This window comes from Flavobacterium davisii (assembly GCF_019565505.1).
Lineage (GTDB): Bacteria > Bacteroidota > Bacteroidia > Flavobacteriales > Flavobacteriaceae > Flavobacterium > Flavobacterium davisii.
In genome coordinates, this window is the sequence record NZ_CP067378.1 from 402,811 (window position 1) to 416,991 (window position 14,181).

At 28.0% G+C, this 14,181-nt stretch carries 12 protein-coding genes and 1 pseudogene; 8 read left to right on the top strand and 5 right to left on the bottom strand.

Translation table 11 applies throughout. The annotated features are described in order from the left end of the window. Positions 1 to 637: 637 nt before the first annotated feature. Positions 638 to 3,652: a tetratricopeptide repeat protein gene (locus JJC05_RS02070; protein WP_235878110.1), complete on the bottom strand. Its 3,015-nt coding sequence runs from the start codon at positions 3,650 to 3,652 to the stop codon at positions 638 to 640. A 717-nt stretch (positions 3,653 to 4,369) separates the two neighbouring features. Between JJC05_RS02070 and JJC05_RS02075 the strand changes: the two genes are divergently transcribed. The 4 genes and pseudogenes from JJC05_RS02075 (at position 4,370) to JJC05_RS02085 (ending at position 7,672) form a co-directional block, all read left to right on the top strand. Further along, entirely contained in the window at positions 4,370 to 5,323 is a 954-nt protein-coding gene (locus JJC05_RS02075) for a zinc metalloprotease (protein WP_105196789.1), read from the top strand. 81 nt (positions 5,324 to 5,404) lie between these two features. Continuing rightward, entirely contained in the window at positions 5,405 to 5,566 is a 162-nt protein-coding gene (locus JJC05_RS17880; protein WP_309597388.1) for a hypothetical protein, read from the top strand. 23 nt (positions 5,567 to 5,589) lie between these two features. Then, a pseudogene (locus JJC05_RS18650) lies at positions 5,590 to 6,491 on the top strand (AI-2E family transporter). Continuing rightward, positions 6,491 to 7,672 carry a class I SAM-dependent methyltransferase gene (locus JJC05_RS02085; protein ID WP_127823169.1) on the top strand — a complete coding sequence of 394 codons (1,182 nt, stop codon included), beginning with the start codon at positions 6,491 to 6,493 and terminating at the stop codon, positions 7,670 to 7,672. Before JJC05_RS18650 ends, JJC05_RS02085 begins: the two are co-directional and overlap by 1 nt. 434 nt (positions 7,673 to 8,106) lie before the next feature. Here JJC05_RS02085 and ddpX read toward each other — a convergent pair whose 3' ends face one another. Both ddpX and JJC05_RS02095 read right to left on the bottom strand, forming a co-directional pair. Beyond that, complete coding sequence (gene ddpX, locus JJC05_RS02090; protein WP_258929412.1) at positions 8,107 to 8,694, bottom strand: D-alanyl-D-alanine dipeptidase; 588 nt, start codon at positions 8,692 to 8,694, stop codon at positions 8,107 to 8,109. A 90-nt stretch (positions 8,695 to 8,784) separates the two neighbouring features. Beyond that, positions 8,785 to 8,967 (bottom strand): hypothetical protein, encoded by a 183-nt coding sequence (locus tag JJC05_RS02095; protein ID WP_309597390.1) that lies wholly within the window; start codon positions 8,965 to 8,967, stop codon positions 8,785 to 8,787. A 410-nt stretch (positions 8,968 to 9,377) separates the two neighbouring features. On the opposite strand from JJC05_RS02095, the gene JJC05_RS02100 reads away from it, so the two are divergent. The 3 genes from JJC05_RS02100 to JJC05_RS02110 are packed head-to-tail and all read left to right on the top strand — an operon-like array spanning position 9,378 to position 10,701. Continuing rightward, positions 9,378 to 9,761, top strand: coding sequence for an IS110 family transposase (locus JJC05_RS02100; RefSeq protein ID WP_235877302.1), 384 nt, complete (start codon positions 9,378 to 9,380; stop codon positions 9,759 to 9,761). Between the two features lie 59 nt (positions 9,762 to 9,820). After that, on the top strand, positions 9,821 to 10,546 hold the full coding sequence (locus tag JJC05_RS02105; RefSeq protein ID WP_235877301.1) for a transposase: 726 nt from the start codon (positions 9,821 to 9,823) through the stop codon (positions 10,544 to 10,546). A 17-nt stretch (positions 10,547 to 10,563) separates the two neighbouring features. Further along, positions 10,564 to 10,701: a hypothetical protein gene (locus tag JJC05_RS02110; protein WP_235877300.1), complete on the top strand. Its 138-nt coding sequence runs from the start codon at positions 10,564 to 10,566 to the stop codon at positions 10,699 to 10,701. 440 nt (positions 10,702 to 11,141) lie between these two features. Here JJC05_RS02110 and JJC05_RS02115 read toward each other — a convergent pair whose 3' ends face one another. Beyond that, positions 11,142 to 11,600: a hypothetical protein gene (locus JJC05_RS02115; RefSeq protein WP_235878114.1), complete on the bottom strand. Its 459-nt coding sequence runs from the start codon at positions 11,598 to 11,600 to the stop codon at positions 11,142 to 11,144. Between the two features lie 65 nt (positions 11,601 to 11,665). Here JJC05_RS02115 and JJC05_RS02120 point away from each other — a divergent pair, with 65 nt between their 5' ends. Beyond that, entirely contained in the window at positions 11,666 to 11,854 is a 189-nt protein-coding gene (locus JJC05_RS02120) for a hypothetical protein (RefSeq protein ID WP_235878116.1), read from the top strand. 526 nt (positions 11,855 to 12,380) lie between these two features. On the opposite strand, the gene JJC05_RS02125 is transcribed toward JJC05_RS02120, so the two are convergent. Beyond that, the gene (locus tag JJC05_RS02125) at positions 12,381 to 13,886 is read right to left on the bottom strand and encodes an oleate hydratase (protein ID WP_235878117.1); all 1,506 of its coding nucleotides are present in this window, start codon (positions 13,884 to 13,886) and stop codon (positions 12,381 to 12,383) included. Positions 13,887 to 14,181 lie beyond the last annotated feature (295 nt).

Genomic DNA, 14,181 nt, shown 5'->3' on the forward strand with positions numbered 1-14,181 from the left:
CATATCCATTATTGAGTGATGTTCCTGATATGCCTCCTCCTGAACCTAGATATTGAGCAGTACCTCCTATATTTTGAGTATCATCTATACTATGGGAGATAAAAAGTTCTGAATAAAGTGTATTATAATTACCATAGGCGGCTGATATATAATTAGGCTTTATTTTTTTCTTGTTTGGCTTTTTCTATCAGAGCTGCTTTTCCTTTGGAAGGTACAAAGATGGATGCAACAGGAAATGAAAAAATTTGATATTTTACTATTTCTTTTTGAGTAGATTCTTTTTCTATAACAGGTGGATTTTCTTTTATTTTAAAAGCATCGGAAATTGCAGGTGTATAAGGTTTTACTACGTTTACAACTTCAGTTCCTATGGTGTCCTCTTTTTTTGAGCTGATCCATTCTGAAAGAAAATCATTAAAAAGATTATGGTATATATATTAATTCTATTCATTTTTTTCTTATTTAAAATAAACTATTTTTTATCTATAAAGGAAACCATAATACGGGGCTTTCCTTTTAATCAAAATAGTTTCATATTCATTAAAAACTCGTTCTGTTTGGGAGTGGTAAACTAAATGTTGATGCTTTGCTTTTAGAACAGCTTTATTTCCAATTTGGAACTATATTTTTTTAAATATTATCCTTTTATGGAGGAATTTGTTTTAGCTTCTTCTGCCTTTATTTTATTCAACTCTTCTTGAGCTTCTGTAAGTACATCTTGAAAATTCTTAAAATTTTTAATTACGCTTTCTAAAATATAACTTGCCTGATAACTATCTTTCAGTCCGTAAAAATTTTTCGCCATAATTATTAAACTTTTGGCTCCATAATATTTGTATCCGGAATATTCTTTTGCTATTTTTTGCACAATAGCATTGGAAAGTTCAAACTTTCCTTCCTTATTTTTAAAGAAGGAATCATAATACAGTGCCTCGGCCATTAATTCTCCTTTAGCATTTTTTTGAACATTTAAATAAGCTTCTTTTGTTTTATTTTCATCTCCTAATTCTCTAGCTGCACGCGCAATAATAATTTGAGCATCTGTTTTAAGCTTATTATCTGTTTTGGGATTTAATAATACTTTTTCAGCATATACAACGGCATTATTATATTCTTTTTTTTCATAATAAATTTTCATTAGGTTCGCTTGTGCATACATTTTATTTTGTGGAAAATCCGATTCATTTTCTAAACGTATTAGGTATACAATGGATTGTTCTGTATTATTTTGTTTTTTTAAAAATAATTCTGATAAACGAGTAAGGGCTTGTTCTGTATATTCATTTCTTGATTTGGAAACTAAGTACTCGTAATTAGAAAGAGAAAGATCTATTGCACCTTTTTGGTAATATAGTTCTGCTAAATAAAAGTATGCTTTTAATATTTGTTTCCCATTTGGAAAAGTATTAATATAACTTTTTAAATTAAGTAAAGCTTGTTCTTTATTTTCTTGTGCGTATTGCTTTTCTACTGCTTCCCAAGCATCATGATCTAATTCTGTATCATTTACTTCTACAAACTCAAGGGTTTTAATCCAATTTGCATATTCTTGTACTTGTCCTTTATCTATATAAAGAAGTCTAGCTGTTCGAACTGATTCATTGGCTTCTTCGGTTCCTGGATATTCTTGTGCTACTTTTTTAAATTTTAACAAGGCCAAATCGTCTTTGTCTTCATTATAAAATATAAGTCCTTGACGTAAAATGGCTTTTGCGGTATAGCGCCCCTTGTTATACTCGGAAATTAACTGGTCGTACATTTTTATAGCAGCTGTAGACTGTCCTATTGTTGTGTAAGTATTCGCTAACTCATAAAAAGCATCGTCACGATATTCTGATTCTGAAAATTTTTTGATGAAATTATTTAGTTCTCTAATTTTTTGATCATTTTTTCCTGCAAACCCATACGAAATAGCTTTTTGAAAACTAGCATAATCTGTATCTATTCCTTTTAAAGCGATGGCTTTATCATAGGATTCAATAGCTAAATTGTATTTAGAAGTTACGAAATAACAATCTGCTAATCGCAAATAAGCATCTATTAATCGTGTTTTATCTTCTTTAGAATTTTCTGTATGTTTTTGAAAAAATCTTGAGGCTTGCTCGTATTCTTTTAATTTAAAATAGGTATAGGCTATGTTATAATTTATATTTTCATTTTCGGTTGTTGTTTTGGATTCTACAAAACCTAAAAATTGTTTATAACTTAACAACGCATTTGAAAAATCATTTTTTATAAACTCTGTTTCTCCTTTCCAAAAGGTGGCGCGAGCTGTAAAAACAAGATTTTTTTGTTCATTTATAGATTTTTTAAATAGATTCAGTGCTTCATTATAGTTGCCATCAGCATACAATTCAAGTCCTCTATAAAAAGCTACTTTTTGGTAAACTATTCGATTGGTTATTGATTTGTTTTTTTCAAGTAATTGTAACGCCTCTTTATAATTACGAGATGTTATAAAAGAATTAATCAATAAATTTTCTATTTCGTTTTTATGGGATGTATTGGGATATTTTGTTAAGAAACCTGTTAGGATTTCTGGAGTTGTTTGATACGAATTCCCTATATCATAACTCAATTTTGCATAATTTAAATAAGCATCTTCTTGAATTTTTTTATCAAAAATCATTTCAGAAGCGTTTTTAAAAGCATTTAATGCTTGTTGTTTTTTATCTGTTTTTAAATAGCTTTCTCCTAAATGGTAATACGCATTCTGGGCTACTAAATCGTTTCCTTCAACAATCCTATTAAAATATGCTATGGCTGTTTCATAATCTTTCTTTTGATAAAAAGCATATCCTAACTGATAAAAATCTGTATTATTCCATTTGCCTTCTCTACCTTGATATGCTTTTAAATAAGGAATACTTTTATCATATTCTTTTAAGTTAAAATAACTTTCACCAATAATTTTGCTTAGTTCTGATTTTTCTTCTATGCTTGAATGAGCCATTGCTTTTAAGCCTAAATCAATAGATTTTTGAAAGGCTCCTGATTTAAACGCCATATCAGCCTGAAAGTAAGAAAGCTTTTCTTTATATTTATCTTCTTTATCTACTTGATCAAAATATTTATTTGCTTCTTCATACTGATTCCCTTGATAAGCCAAAAAACCTAAATAATATTTGGCTTTTGAGCCGTATTCATGGGAGTATACAACACGATTAAAATAATATTTGGCTGATTTTTGATCATGAGTTGTAAAAAATGTGTAACCACGATAAAAATAGTATTTTTCAAGTTCATCACGAGTTAATGCTGATTCATCTACTTTTTCAAAATATTCTAAGGCATACGCATATCTTCCGCTTTCAAAAAAATAAGTTGCTAATTCCGTATAAGCAGAATTCATTTTGGTACTAATAGGATATTCTTTTATAAACTGTAGCATTTTTTGATCCGCATTTTCTTGTTTCAATCGTAAAGAAGCTAATGCACTGTAAAAGGCGCAATCCGATGCTATTTCAAACTCAGCTGTCTTTTGTACTTTATCAAAAATCAACTGCGCAGCTAAATAGTGTTTACTTTTTAAAAGATGAATCCCCTTTTGGTAGGAACTAAGAGGATTTGTATAAATTTCAGATTGTTGACAAAAAATGGATGAATTGACCCAAAAAAAAATGGAACATATAAGAAAAGGTAATTGACGCATAGAATATCTTTTGTAATTCAAATGTAGTACTTTCTGTTAAATATAATTTAAACGTATAGGTTATAAGTTTATTATTTAAAATAGCAGTTCTTTAAAATAAGTAATTCTCTCTATCTCATTTTAACCTAAATTCCGCATTAGCTTCGAACGAAGCCAATTTATTCCATTTTATTTTTGTTCCAAATCAAGCACGTACTCCGTTTTCATGATTAAAACAATTCCTTATTTCTTCTTCTAAAATTTTCCGTGAGCACTTGAATTTATTGAAAGTTTTTGTTTAAAAGCGAAGTCTAATACGGAATCTGGGTTTGACGAAACAACAAACAAATCCATTCAAGTTCGGTTTATAAAATTACAGCTAACTCGTCTTTTATATTGATTGAATATTTATAATAAATTATTCTTTAAACCAAGTAAAAACAATAACTAAAAAGCAACTTAGCATCATACGACCTACTTTTTTAACTTCTAAAGACACTATCTAAAATTTTTAAACAACCTTAACAAAAACATCTAATTAGATATTATTTCTATTTAAAAAAACAAAAAAATATAATTACAATATTAAAATCAAAATAATAAAAAAATTAAACTAAATTCATTTTTTAATCAAAAAAATAAAATAAAATAAATATTTATTTGCTTTTTAAAAAAATATATATAATTTAGCAACCAATTAAAAACTTATTATTAATCAAACCAAACAAAAAACAAATTATGAAAAAATTATTATTATCAGCTTCTGCTGCTTTAATGATGTTTTCTTGTCAAAAAGAAGACAATGCTACAAACAATACAGTTGACGCTACTGCTCATAGAGGGTGTGCTTCTCACGAAGTTTTAGAAAGACAAATGCAAGAAGATCCTGCATTGGCATCTAGAATGAATGCTATTGAAAAACAAACTACTGAAATTATCAAATCAGGAAGGTTAGTAAATGGCGTAATTGAAATTCCTGTTGTTTTTAATGTATTATACAGAACAACAGCTGAAAACACCTCATTAGCACAATTACAATCTCAAATTGATGTTTTAAACAAAGATTTTTCAGCAACCAATACAGATTATAACACAGCTAATAATCCTTATGCAAATGTAAGAAGTGGTAATTTAGGAATTCGTTTCGTACTTGACCAAGTAATAAGAAAATCAACTACTAAAACATCTTGGGGAACAGCTGATGCTATGAAAAAATCAACTCAAGGAGGTATTAACCCTACTTCTCCTACAACCAAATTAAACATTTGGGTATGTACAATTGGAGGAGGTATCTTAGGATACGCTCAATTCCCCGGCGGTTCTTCAGCTACTGATGGTGTGGTTTTAGATTCTAAATACACGGGTAACACAGGAACAGCTACTTATCCATTTAACTTAGGACGTACAGCTACTCACGAAGTAGGACACTGGATTAATTTACGTCATATTTGGGGAGATGCTACTTGCGGATCTGACTTAGTATCTGACACTCCTGTTCACGATTCTCCAAACTCAGGTGTTCCTGCAGTAGGTCATAAATCAACTTGTACAGGTACTCCTCTTGAAATGTACATGAATTACATGGATTATACAGATGACAGAGGAATGTATATGTTCTCTTTAGGACAAAAATCAAGAGCTTTAGCTGTATTTGCTTCAGGAGGTGCAAGAAACTCTTTTGCTCAACCATAAAAATAGCATTTTTGATACGATTAAAATCCTGAGAGTATTTCTCAGGATTTTTTTTATATATTCGTCACAAAAACGGAAAATATGGAAAGCAAAGCTATTGCAAACGGAATTATAAGAGCAGTCATTACGCTAATTTCTATAACCATTTTACTCTATTTTCTTTACAAAATAAAAACAGTCATTATTTATCTAATCATTTCGTTATTACTTTCTATGATTGGATCCCCCATCGTAGATTTTTAAAAAAAAGATTAAAATTTAAAAGTATTTTAGCCGTATTAACAACCTTATTCCTTTTCGGAATTGTCATATTAGGTTTCTTCCTAATGTTCATTCCTCTAATAAATAGTCAAGCCACCCATATTTCATTACTTGACAGTAAAGCATTATCTATACAAATAGAACACTTAATTACTCAATTAGAATCCTTTTTAAACACAAATGGTTTTAAAGCTGATCAAATACTTAATAGAAGTAACTTAACAAAATACCTCAACTTTCATTTTCTTAGTGAATTTTTAAACTCTTTTATTAACGCTATTAGTAATTTTGGAATGGGAATTGCTTCTTGCTTTTTTATTACTTTTTTCTTTTTAAAAGACAGGGCTCTTTTTCTTCGATTATTCAAAAATATTTTACCCGATGAGCATGAAGAAAAAATAGTCACTTCTATTCAAAAAATAGATTTTTTATTATTAAAATATTTTAGTGGTATATTACTACAACTTCTCATTGTATTTATACTTTATTTTATAGTATTATTCTTTTTAATGTAGAAAACTCCTTTATTATAGCTTTTATTTGTGCCGTTTTAAACATCATCCCTTATATAGGACCAATTATAGCCAGCTTTTTAGCTGTTACCCTAGCTCTATTAGGCAGTTTTAATGGAAGTATTAACGCCGAAATGCTTTATCATTCTTTCTATATTTTAATAGGTTTTTTTATTGTTCAATTTATTGACAATAATTTTAGTCAACCTATTATTTTTTCAAACAGTACAAACTCCCATCCTTTAGAAATATTTTTGATCATCTTAATTTTTGGATTTTTATTCGGAATTACGGGAATGATCATTGCTGTTCCTTCTTACACCATACTTAAAGTAATTGGAAAAGAGTTTTTTCCTGACAACAAATTCATCTATACCCTTACAAAAAATTTATAATGATTTTTGAACCATTATTAGCTCCTAAAGTACAAGAATTCATAGAGGATTCAATAGCGCTCAACTTTACGAAAGTAGCATTGATGAAAAATCCTTTTCCTGAAATACCTTGGAATGAAATTTTAAATCAAATTGCTTCTAAAGCAAAAGCAAAAGAAAAACTACCTAGTTGGTACAATCAAAAAAATATTATTTTCCCAAGCAAATTATCAGTTGAACAAACTTCATCAGAAGCTACAGCTCATTATAAATCTTCGCTTATTAGTGGCAAAAATTTGATTGATTTAACAGGCGGTTTTGGTGTAGATGATTATTATTTTTCTAAAAATTTTGATCATTTAATTCATTGTGAAATCAAAACCTTTTTACACGAAATCACAAAACACAATTTTAATCTCCTTAAAATCAATAATATTGAATGTCATCTTGGAGATAGCCATGAAACTTTAAAAAAATTAAATCAATCTTTTGACTGGATTTATATTGATCCTTCTAGAAGAAATGACACTAAAGGGAAAGTTTTTTTATTAAAAGATTGCCTCCCTAATGTTCCTGATTTTTTAGCATTTTATTTTCAATTTACAGAGCGTATTCTAATTAAGACAGCTCCTATATTAGACATATCAGCTGGTCTGAACGAATTAAAAAATGTAAAAGAAGTTCATATTGTAGCCTTACAAAATGAGGTAAAAGAACTCCTTTGGATTATTGAAAAAAATTATAATGATACTATTTTAATAAAAGCTGTTAATATTACGAAAGAAGAAAATGAAGTTATAGAATTTACATGGGGAAAAGAAAATTTTAATTGTAATTACTCAAAGCCTTTATTTTTTTTATATGAACCTAATAATGCTATTATGAAATCAGGAGCTTTTGACTATATCTGTCATTTATTTCCTGTTAAAAAGCTACATCCTTTTTCACATTTATATACGAATACTGAACTTATTTATTTTCCTGGCAGGAAATTTAAAATAATTGAAACCATTTCGTATAACAAAATAGATATAAAGAAACATTTAGAAGGCAAAAAAGCAAATATTACGACTCGTAATTTTCCTGAAACTGTAGAAACAATTAGAAAAAAATGGAAAATAAAAGAAGGAGGAAATTTGTATACCTTTTTTACAACGGATTTAGATAATAATAAGATTATTTTACTTTGCGAAAAAATTTAACCCAGATTACGCATTAGACCCGAGCGTAGCGAATAGACGAAGTAAATCTATTCCACTTTATTTTTTCTTCAAATTCAAGCACGTACTCAAATTTTAATCATCAAAATAGTTCACTATTTCTTCTTCTAAAATTTTCCGTGAGCACTTGAATTTATTGAAAAATTTTGTTTCACAACGAAGTCTAATGCGGAATCTGGGTTGAATCACAAAAGTCTTGTATATTAGCGACAGATATTACTAATTCTATTAGTTTCACAAAGGAACTAATCGTTTTTTATGTATGAATTTTTGAAAAAACTGTATTTTATGATAATAACGTTGATTTTTATCATTTGATTTATAATGAAAAAGTTTTATAGAATTTAATTCCTTTTTAAAGTATCATTTAAAAATCTAAAGAAACACTCAAATTAAAACTTATTTCTCAAATGATTTTAATTGCATTGCCAATTAAAATTAGATAGTTGAAACTGACGGGCTCCTTCTAAACTATAATGCCACCACTCTGATTCTAATGAGTCAAAGTGATGTTTTTTCATTATTTCCTTTAACCATTTTCGATTTTCTAATACTTTTTGAGGTAAATTAGTATAAGTATGTGACGATTCTTTTCCAAAATGATCAAAAGCAGTCCCCATATTTACATCATTTCCTTGTTTATCAATTAAGGTCAAATCTACCGCTCCTCCTCTATTATGGATAGATCCTCTTTCTGGATTTGCCACGTAATTAGGGTTTGAAACAATTTGCCACATTTTTTTTTGTACACTCAAAGGTCGATAACAATCAAATAATTTTATTCGGTATCCTCTTTGGGCAAATTCTTTGTTAGCCTTTATTAATTGTTTTACTGTTTTATATCGCAAATAACAGGCATTACAATCATATACTTTCTTTTTAAAAAAATTATCATCCGTTGCATATTTGATATCTAAAACAAAATTCTTGGAGTACTCATTTATATTAACAAAAGTTGTATCATGCAAAATAGCTTTTTTTTCATTTTGGGAGAAATTGTTCATTGAAAAGAGAACCATTATTAAAACAAATATTTTTTTAATAACCATAAAATTTTAAAGATTGAGTTTGTTTATAATTAAAGAGATATAAAATTACTTTTCTTCTTTTTTATCTTGGTAATATTCATAAATCCAAGTAATTGTAAAAGATGGGATAAAATCTAAACCTGGCGTTATTTCTTCAACAAATGTTAAAAAACTTGCAATTTTACCTACTGTTCCTTTATAAAGTAAGATCATCATAAATGCAGCAAAAGGGGCCCAAACAAGATCCAAAAACTCTCCTATTCCGAGGAAATAGATAACTGAAATAACCTACAAAATCCATAATGATACTCACCATTAGTTTTCCAATTGTTGCTTGCTTATTTCTTTTACTTTTTTGTATTAGTTGATCTTTTGTTAGATTCACGACAATAATTATAAATGATTAATATTTTCTTTTGTTTTAACCCAGATTTCAAGAAAGTATTGTTCTTTGACAAATGAGAGCTAACTTGCACTTGCGAGCGAAGCCTATGTATAAAATGGTGAATTTATCCCCTCCCAGATTTTGGCTGAAATGTAAAAAGGCTTCCATTTGGAAGCCCTTTGAGACAATCAATGATGAAACACCATGTTATCTCGTATAGAATAATTTAAGCAAAGATATTACATTTCCTCGCATTTTAATAAAAAAATATTTTATGAAAAGTTTCGAAAAAATGCAAATTGTAAATCCCAATGCTGCAGGAATTGATGTTGGGTCACGTTCTCATTTTGTAGCCATAGGACAGGATGAAAATCAAATTAGAGAATTTAATGTTTATCAATCAGGATTATGCGCTTTGGTAGCTTATCTTCAAGAGAACAAGATTCGTAGTGTTGCTTTGGAGTCCACAGGGAGTTATTGGCAATCTTTGTTTATGATCTTGCAGGGAAATGGTTTTGAAGTTCTTTTGGTTCAAGGGACTCAAACAAAAAACCTCAAAGCAAAGACAGATGTGAAAGATGCACAATGGATACAGAAACTTCATTCTTTAGGGCTATTACGAGGTTCTTTTTGCCCTCTGAAACCACTTTGCAGATAAGAACACTTCATAGACATCGTTCTAGTTTGATTGAACAAAGTTCAGGCTTTGTAAACAAAATGCAAAAAGCATTACGTTTAATGAACTTCAGACTCGACGTTGTGATAAGTGACATCACAGGAGTTTCTGGAATAAGAGTAATTGAGATGATACTATCAGGTGAAACTTCAGGTGAAAAATTAGCTGAATATTGCGACAAACGAGTTAAAAAAAGCAAAGAAGAAATAGCCGACGCTTTACAAGGTAAAATAAACAATGAATACCTACATGAGCTTTCCGATTGTTATGATATTTACAGACTTATTCAAGATAAAATAAAAAACACCGATACTCGTATTGATGAAGTGCTGAAAAATCAAACCAGAGAAATTGTTTTATCAGAAGATATCGAATTGGTAAAGAAACAGAATAAAGGGAAAAACCAACCCAAATTTGATGTACAGAAATATAGTTTAAAACTTTTTGGAGTAGATCTCTTTGCTATAGAATCAGTTTGCTCAGGAACCGTTACTAGTTTTTTAGCCGAAATAGGCACCGATATATATAAATTCAAGACCTCCAAGCAATTTGTGAATTGGCTCAGGTTAGCTCCAAATAATAAAATTAGTGGAGGTAAGGTTTTGAGTAGCAGAACTCCAAAAGGGAAAAATAAATTTGCATTGACATTAAGAAATGCGGCAAATACAATTGAAAGAAAAAAAGAAGGTTACCTCGTTATGTTCTTTAAAAGGATTTCTTTTAAAAAGGAAGAGGTGCTGCAATTACAGCAACAGCAAGAAAAATAGCAGTTATAATTTGGAATATGATAGTCAAAAAACAACATTATATACCAATAAATACAGACCAATATATTCAAGAAATGAAGAATAAAAAAACGATACAAATTAAAAAAATGATTAAAAAATACGGAATCGAAACTACTTCTTTATCAATTCCTTAAATTAAGTTAGATAGAATCCTACATTAGATTCGAAGGAAGTGAATTAGCAAAGCCCGTTTATTCCTATTTATCTTTCTTACAATTCAAGTCCGTACTCCTTTTTAAACACCAAAATAGTTTCCTTTTTTTCTTTTAAAATTTTTATGAGCAACTAAATTTATTCTTTTTTGTTTCAAAACAAAGTCTAATACGAAATCTAGGTTGAAAACCTCTATTTATTATTTTTCAGCATTTTAATACGTATTGTATCTTTCAATTTTTACTATAATGCCGAATAAAAAACATTTTTTATCCGTGATAAAAATATCAACTTTTTTAATATTTTAAAATGTAGAATCTATTCATTTTGAAATAAAATGATTCCTTTTTCTATTGTAGAATACAAAAGAAGAAGGAATCATTAAGTTATGTATTTTCGTCTTATTTTTTTATAAAAATTATTACCATTGTGTATTAAAAAACAGACAAATTAGAAAAAACACAGATAAAATACTTATCATTAATGATAAGGTTTTGTAATATATAGGTTTATCTAAAACTTCTTTTAAAGAATCTATAGATACAAAGTTTTCATTTACCCAATTTCTTGATTTATAAACTAATAAGGAATTCAAAACAAAAAGATGACATGCTGTTGCTATTCTTGAATGAAAAAATTCACTCGATTGAAAAGCTACTATAAATGAAGCTAGATGAACCATTAATACTGTAGCCTTAGGTAATATTAGTTTATTATCTATTAGTAAGACTCCTATTAACCAAGAGCAATAGATTAACTGCAATTCAAGAGGAGCATCATATCCATAAATAAGAACTTTATTATCTGGTGAAAGTGTTGTTCCTGTTGATCTAAAATAATAGATAAAAAGTCCTATTGTTAACGCAATAGTGGGTATCAAATTATAATATGTTTTCTTAACTAATAAAGAAAGTAAAAAACCTCCTGATTGAAAAAAAAAAGAATATGGCAAATACAATATCAAAAATAATCATTTCTATTTTTAAAGATGTATTAAATTTTAAGGTGATACATATCAGATTAAAAAAAGTTTCTAATACGAGTAATCTTTTAATGTCTGGTGTTAAATTTTCTTTATTAAAAAAAGGAATAGCTAACAATGGGAAAAGTAAACTAATAATAACCTCATTATAAACACTCTTTTCAATTAAATATTGAATAAAAAAACAATATAATAAACTTAAAAAGAAAAATAATGACGTAGTATATAATTGGTATTTTTTATTTGACAATGAATTCATTTTCTTCTTATTTTTAATTTTTCTTACATTTATATTTAGCTAGGTATTGACAAAAATGAGGAAATAAAACATTATAGGATCTATAATTTATTATAGGTTTCATTTATTTTAACAATCTTCTTCAATTTATTAATCCAAACAATACACATAGTAATAGCTTGGTTTTAAAAATATTTTTAAAATAAAAACACTAATTACGGTTAATAAATCATAAAAAGTTATAACCTAATATTGAACCCAAATTTAGCATTAAACTCGAACGAAGTGAATTTATTTTTCTTTATTTATATTTCAATTCAGGCAGGTACTCAAATTTTAATCATCAAAGTAATTTTCTATTCCTTCTTCTAAAATTTTCATAAGCACCTCAATTTATTCAAAAAACGAAGTCTAATGCGGAATCTGAGTTTAACAATATTTTACGCCTCTATTAAATAATTATCTACAACTTTTGAACAGATTGCTGCATTTTCCATACATCTTTCTATTGTTGAAGGAACTGTCCATACCTGATTCTCATCATTGATCCATTCTCCTGAAATAAAAACGTTATCACAACTAGCAGAATTAATTCCGACTCTATTATTGTAATCTGGATTAATTAATTCATTTTCGAATGCCCAGAAAAATTTACCATTATCATTTTCTCTAATTAATGGACCATGATACCAATTTCTATATTTTTCTATATTAAAGTCTGTATATTCTAAATACTTTGCTCCCACTCCAATATTTAAATTTCCGTACATAATATCCTTGTGCATATTTTCCTTAATACCCATTTGGAATAATATTTCTTCCTCTACTTCTTTCAAAGTACATTCTATTAGGGGTTTATTATATAAAGATCCTTTTTCTTTTTCAGTTTTTGTAGCTGTAACAGAAATTGTAAGTTTAACATCGTTAGAAAACTCTTTATTTGCGTATTTTTTGGTATGATATAATTTATAACTTAACCCCCAAGCTGAATCAGCAATAATTCCAATTGTTTTATCAACAAATAAATCTGGAATTTCTTTAAAATGGAATTGAAAACCATGGCTTTTAATATAGTTAACCGATAGTCTTTCTCCTATTGTAGGGAACATATCTATAACCTGTTTAGGAGGTATTGCTAAAATAAATGCGTCTGCTTCAATAACATTCTCTTTTTCAGAAATTGCACTTAAAGCTTTTCCGTTACTAATATTCAACTTTTTCACACCTTCATTAAAATGAAAAATGACTCCCTTTTGCTTTAAAAAATCATACCATGGTTGTATTAAAGAATCAGATATAGGCCCATTAAGAGTAATACTTGTTGTATTTGTTTTAGTATATACTTTTTCTTTTGTTAAATTTTTATAATTAAATAATAATAAGAAATCTCCTGTCTTTGTGTCTCCATTTCCTCCTATCCATGTAGATATTATTTTTAGGACAAAATTGGCAAGTTTTGGTCTTTTATCAAATTCTAAGTATTCAGATAAAGGCATATTCAATGTATTCTTATCCTTTTTATTTACCAATAACTTAGATCTAAACCAATAAATATCATTTAAAGGTACTCCTGAAAAAAACAAAGAGTTTGCTGATTTTAAATTATCGATTAATTGTTCAAAAAAATTAAAAAAATTTCGTTTGAAATCCATAAATTTATTTTCTTTTGCCCAATAAAACTGAACATTATTTAATGGTTCAATATTTTTTAGTAAGCTACCTCCATTATATTCTATTTCATTTAATGTGTTAATAAAATTCATATTAGAGGCAAACATTTGTCTATGTGTAAGCTCTGTTGGTAAGCCATTTTGAAAGGTTCCTATACATTTTCCTCCTGGTTGATTTTTTTTTTCATAAACAGTAACCATATTTCCTGTTTTAACTAATTCGTGAGCCAGTTTAAGTCCTGTAACACCAGAACCAAAAATTACAATTTTCTTCATTTGTTATTTTATTATGCAAGCATGCAAAATTAATCACTTTTTTAACAATATAGACTTAAAAATATGTTAAAACAACTTTTTTAATACTTAAAAAACTAAACAACTACTATATAACAAAATAAATAAATATTTAACAAATACTTATTTTTACATCTCATTTAAAACTAAATTGCGGCATAAACTTTATAATGAAAATAAAAAGAGTATAGAAGATATAAATACACCGATTTCTTTTCACCTAAAAGCAACCGTTTTTCACACAATAGGAATCCCGAGGGCTATCTTCAAACAGGGA

Coding starts and splice junctions, on each gene's coding strand:
- JJC05_RS02070 (WP_235878110.1), bottom strand. CDS start 3,652: ATGCGTCAATTACCTTTTCTTATATGTTCCATTTTTTTTTGGGTCAAT.
- JJC05_RS02075 (WP_105196789.1), top strand. CDS start 4,370: ATGAAAAAATTATTATTATCAGCTTCTGCTGCTTTAATGATGTTTTCT.
- JJC05_RS17880 (WP_309597388.1), top strand. CDS start 5,405: ATGGAAAGCAAAGCTATTGCAAACGGAATTATAAGAGCAGTCATTACG.
- JJC05_RS02085 (WP_127823169.1), top strand. CDS start 6,491: ATGATTTTTGAACCATTATTAGCTCCTAAAGTACAAGAATTCATAGAG.
- ddpX (WP_258929412.1), bottom strand. CDS start 8,694: ATGAACAATTTCTCCCAAAATGAAAAAAAAGCTATTTTGCATGATACA.
- JJC05_RS02100 (WP_235877302.1), top strand. CDS start 9,378: ATGAAAAGTTTCGAAAAAATGCAAATTGTAAATCCCAATGCTGCAGGA.
- JJC05_RS02105 (WP_235877301.1), top strand. CDS start 9,821: ATGCAAAAAGCATTACGTTTAATGAACTTCAGACTCGACGTTGTGATA.
- JJC05_RS02110 (WP_235877300.1), top strand. CDS start 10,564: ATGATAGTCAAAAAACAACATTATATACCAATAAATACAGACCAATAT.
- JJC05_RS02120 (WP_235878116.1), top strand. CDS start 11,666: ATGGCAAATACAATATCAAAAATAATCATTTCTATTTTTAAAGATGTA.
- JJC05_RS02125 (WP_235878117.1), bottom strand. CDS start 13,886: ATGAAGAAAATTGTAATTTTTGGTTCTGGTGTTACAGGACTTAAACTG.